Annotated in this window: 2 protein-coding genes; both read left to right on the top strand. The window is 76.4% G+C overall.

All coding sequences use genetic code 11. The features are described from left to right. Window positions 1-79 precede the first annotated feature (79 nt). Window positions 80-1633: an aldehyde dehydrogenase family protein gene (locus tag D476_RS0110745; protein WP_017623954.1), complete on the top strand. Its 1554-nt coding sequence runs from the start codon at window positions 80-82 to the stop codon at window positions 1631-1633. A 351-nt stretch (window positions 1634-1984) separates the two neighbouring features. Further along, window positions 1985-3454 carry a hypothetical protein gene (locus tag D476_RS35580; RefSeq protein WP_051061690.1) on the top strand — a complete coding sequence of 490 codons (1470 nt, stop codon included), beginning with the start codon at window positions 1985-1987 and terminating at the stop codon, window positions 3452-3454. Window positions 3455-4059 lie beyond the last annotated feature (605 nt).

Here is a 4059-nt window from a genome sequence, read left to right as displayed (position 1 = left end):
CCGGCGTCAAGGTCGGCAAGACCCCCAGCGAGAGCGCGGTCCTCGTGCGCGAGGCCGCCGCGGCGAGGAGGGCCGTACGGTGAACGGTGGACCGATCCTCAAACCCGGAACCGAATGGGACGCCGTCTACGCGCGCTGCCGCCGGACCGCCCCCGAGGCCTTCGGCCCCGACGGCGCCCTCAACCGGTGGGGCGGCGCCTGGCGGACGGGCGGCACCCACCGCCCCGCCTTCTCCCCGCTCGACGGCGGCGAGCTCGCCGGGCTGCCGATGCTGGACGCCGCCACCGCCGAGGAGGCCGTCCGCGCCGCCGCCGACGAACACCGCGCATGGGCGCGCACCCCGCTGCCCGAGCGCCGGGCCCGCGTCGAGGCCGCCCTCGACGCCTGGGCCGACCACCGCGAAACCCTCGCCCTCGCCCTGGTCTGGGAGATCGGCAAGCCGTGGCGGCTGGCCCTGCAGGACGTGGACCGGGCCATCGAAGGCGCGCGCTGGTACGGCGAGCGCATCGAGACGATGCTGGAGGACCGCGCGCCGCTCCCCGGCCCCGTCTCCAACATCGCCAGCTGGAACTACCCCATGAGCGTGCTGGCGCACGCGATGGCGGTGCAGGCGCTGGCGGGCAACGCCGCGATCGCCAAGACACCCACCGACGGCGGACTGGTGTGCCTGACGCTGGCCGTCGCGCTCGCCGTCCGTGAGGGCCTCCCCTTCACCCTGGTCAGCGGCGGGGGCCGGGACCTGTCCCCGGCGCTGGTGCGCGGCCGGGAGATCGGCTGCGTCTCCTTCGTGGGCGGGCGCGACGCGGGAGGCCAGGTGGCCACCGCTCTCGCCGACCTCGGCCGCCGCCACATCCTGGAGCAGGAGGGCCTGAACTGCTGGGGCGTGTGGGAGTACGGCGACTGGGAGACGCTCTCCGGGCAGATCCGCAAGACCTTCGACTACGCCAAGCAGCGCTGCACCGCCTACCCGCGCTTCGTAGTCCAGCGCTCCCTGTTCGACCGGTTCCTGGAGGCCTACCTGCCCGCGGCGCGTGCCGTGCGCTTCGGCCACCCGCTCGCCGTGGACGGGCCCGACGACGCCCTGCCCGAGCTGGACTTCGGCCCGCTGATCGCGGCGGCCAAGGCCAAGGAACTGGCGGACCAGGTCGACGACGCCGTCGCCGGGGGAGCGGTCCCCCTCTACCGGGGCGGCCTGGACGACGCGCTGCTGCTGCCGGGGCAGGACGCCGACGCCTACATGGCGCCGGTGGCGCTGCTGGAGCCGCCGCGCTCCTCGCCGCTGTTCCACGCCGAGCCGTTCGGCCCGGTGGACACGGTCGTGCTGGTCGACACCGAGGCCGAGCTGCTGGCGGCGCTCAACGCCAGCAACGGCTCACTGGTGGCCACGCTCTCCTGTGACGACCCTGAGGCGGCCGAGCGCATCGCCGCCCAGGTGCGGGCGTTCAAGGTGGGGGTCAACCGCCCCCGCTCGCGCGGTGACCGCGACGAGCTGTTCGGCGGCTGGGGCGGCTCGTGGCGCGGCGCCTTCGTCGGCGGCGACCTGCTGGTGCGCGCGGTGACCCGCGGCCCCGAGGGCGAGCGCCTGCCCGGCAACTTCCCCGACTACACCCTGCGCCCCGAGGGCCGGGGCTGAGGGGCCGCCCCGCGGATCCAGGCCGCCGGACCCGCGGGCCGGGGCGGTGCGGGGCCGGGCGCGCGGTGCGCCCCGGCCCGGTCCCGCACCGAAACGCCCGAATCTGGCCGGATCCGGCCAGGGGCGGGGTGATCTGTGCGGCGTGGGGCCGGAAACGGCCGTGAGGCGCGTGCGGAGGGAGTAGCGTGCCGCACAGGCAAGATCACCGCCCGCCCGGGGACCGGGCGGAGCGCCCCGCACCGCCCCGGCCGGGTGTCCCCGCGCACGAGCGGCGGGCGGCGCGCACGCTTCCGCAGGAAGGAGGAGGGCGCCCCGCACCCGCCGCGCGGTGGGGCGGCGCCCGAACCGCCGATGAGCAGGAACGGCCGCGTCCTGACAGCGCTCCTGGCCGCGGCCGCCCTCGCCGCGGCGCTGGCCTCCCTCACCTGGTGGGCGGTCGAGCGGTGGGGCGTCCCCGGCTGGCCGCCCGACCCCGGGCAGGCCACGCTGGGCGCGGGGGTCCTCGCCCTGTTCGTGGGCCTGCTCCTGCTGGCCGTCCTCGCCGGGGGCTCGGCCGGGCGGCGCGGGGCCACCGCCGAGCGCGCGAAGGCCGAAGCCGAAGCCGCCGCGGCCCACCGGCGCAGGCACGTGCTCCGCATGCGCCTGCCCAGCGCGCGCAAGGACTACCCCTTCCTGTTCTCGGCCGTGGTCTGCTGGCGCGAGACCGGTCCGGCCGACGGGGCGGAGGGCGCGGCGGTCTGCGCGATCGAGCGGCGCGCCCGCGAGTTCGGTTCCACGGAACGCCCCGAGGACGTCGACTCCGCACAGTTCCGCCTGGCGGCCGCGCTCGGCCCCGAGCCCGGGGCGCACCCGGGGATCGGCCGGGTCTGGGCCGAAGAGGTGCGCCTGGAGCTGTCCCCCGAGGACGAGGAGCGCCTGAACCGCCTGAGCGACCTGCGCAAGCGCGAGGCCGTCCGCGAGGAGGAGCGCGCGGCCGAACGCCTGGAGCGCGAGTACCTGAGCAAGGAGGTCTTCGCCGACCCCGGCTCGGCCCTGCTGTGGTGGCTCGCGCGCGACCCCGCGCGCGTGGACGAGGCCGCCGACAGGATCGGCACCCTGGCCAAGCTCTCCTCCGCCGCCACGGGGCGGCCGCTGTCCGAGGTCCACCAGGAGCTGGCCGAGGCGGCCGAGCAGGACGACGTGTTCGCCGGTGCCGTGCGCTCGTCCGGGTGGACCGCCGAACGCGGCGCGCCGTCCGCGAGCGCCCCCTCGGCACCGCCCCCGTCGGCCGCCTCGGTGCCCGCCGACGCCGGTGCCGACCCGTTCGGGCCCGGGTACGCCGAGCGCGCCTCCGCGCCCGGGATGCGCGACGAGGACCCCGACCGCTGGCTGAAGGTCGCCGGTGCGGTCGCCGACGACTGGGAGGACGACGAGGAGTACGAGGGCTTCCTCCAACGGTTCGCCGTCTTCCTGCAGTCCAACGGCTACACGGCCAGCGCGGTCCGCCTGCGCCGCGACCACGGCCTCGGGGCGGGCTTCGCCCACGCCTTCGACGCCTCCTCGGACCTGTACGGCGACTCGGCGCTGGAGGGGTCGGCCGACGGGAACCACGTCGCCGACCGGCGGGCGGTCGATGAGCGGATGGGCGGGGAAGGGGCGTTCGACGAAGGGGCGTTCGACGACGGCGGACGGGCGTCCGGCCACGAGGAGCCCTTCGCTGAGGAGCACGCCTTCGACGGGCACGGCGCCGAGGAGCGGGACGGGGAGCCGGGCGACAGCGGGCAGGACGGCTACTCCGACACCGCCCCGGCCCGCTCCACGGGCAGCGAGCGCCGGTACTGACACGCTGAGAGAGGGCGGCGCCGTTGTCCCTGCGCCGTTGTCCCGGCGGTGCCGTCGGCCGCCCGGCGCGCGCTGTCCCCCGTGATCGACGGCAGTGGAGCGCAGGGGCCCACCCCGGGCACGTCCGTGCAGATTCCGTCTGACCAGGTCTGCGCGACTGTCGTGGCGTTGGGGTGGCCTTGCCCCTGCGTCGCTGTCCTGACAGGCGCTCTGCGTGTCGGCAGGTGATGGCGTCCTGTGGAGTGGGGTGACTCTGCCGACTGCGGCCGCCTTCGGCGGGGTGGCCCCCTGCCGTCCCGCCAGAGGCGGTGGCAGGCCAGGGCTGAGAAGGTGGCCAGGTTCGCACCAGGGCCGTGACCAGCGGGCTGACCTGGCCGGACGGAGCTTCCGCCACTCCAGCGGACGTGATGCGGCGGGTCGCCTACGGCCGCTCGCCCATGGCGGTCGCGACCGCCGAAGGGTCCAGCACTCCAGCGGACGCCGTGCCGTTCCGGGGTCGTCGCCGGACGGCCGATCGTGCTGCCGCATGCCGCTGCCCTTCATCGTCGCCGCCCTCGTCCCGAGGGGCTCTTCGTGACCGGGTAGCATTCTCGCCCGCCCCGTCA

The organism is Nocardiopsis chromatogenes YIM 90109, assembly GCF_000341185.1.
Classification (GTDB): Bacteria; Actinomycetota; Actinomycetes; order Streptosporangiales; family Streptosporangiaceae; genus Nocardiopsis_A; species Nocardiopsis_A chromatogenes.
The sequence above is the reverse complement of the archived record's forward strand: the minus strand, read 5'-3'. Positions and strand labels throughout refer to the sequence as shown.

Coding starts and splice junctions, on each gene's coding strand:
- D476_RS35580 (WP_051061690.1), top strand. CDS start 1,985: ATGAGCAGGAACGGCCGCGTCCTGACAGCGCTCCTGGCCGCGGCCGCC.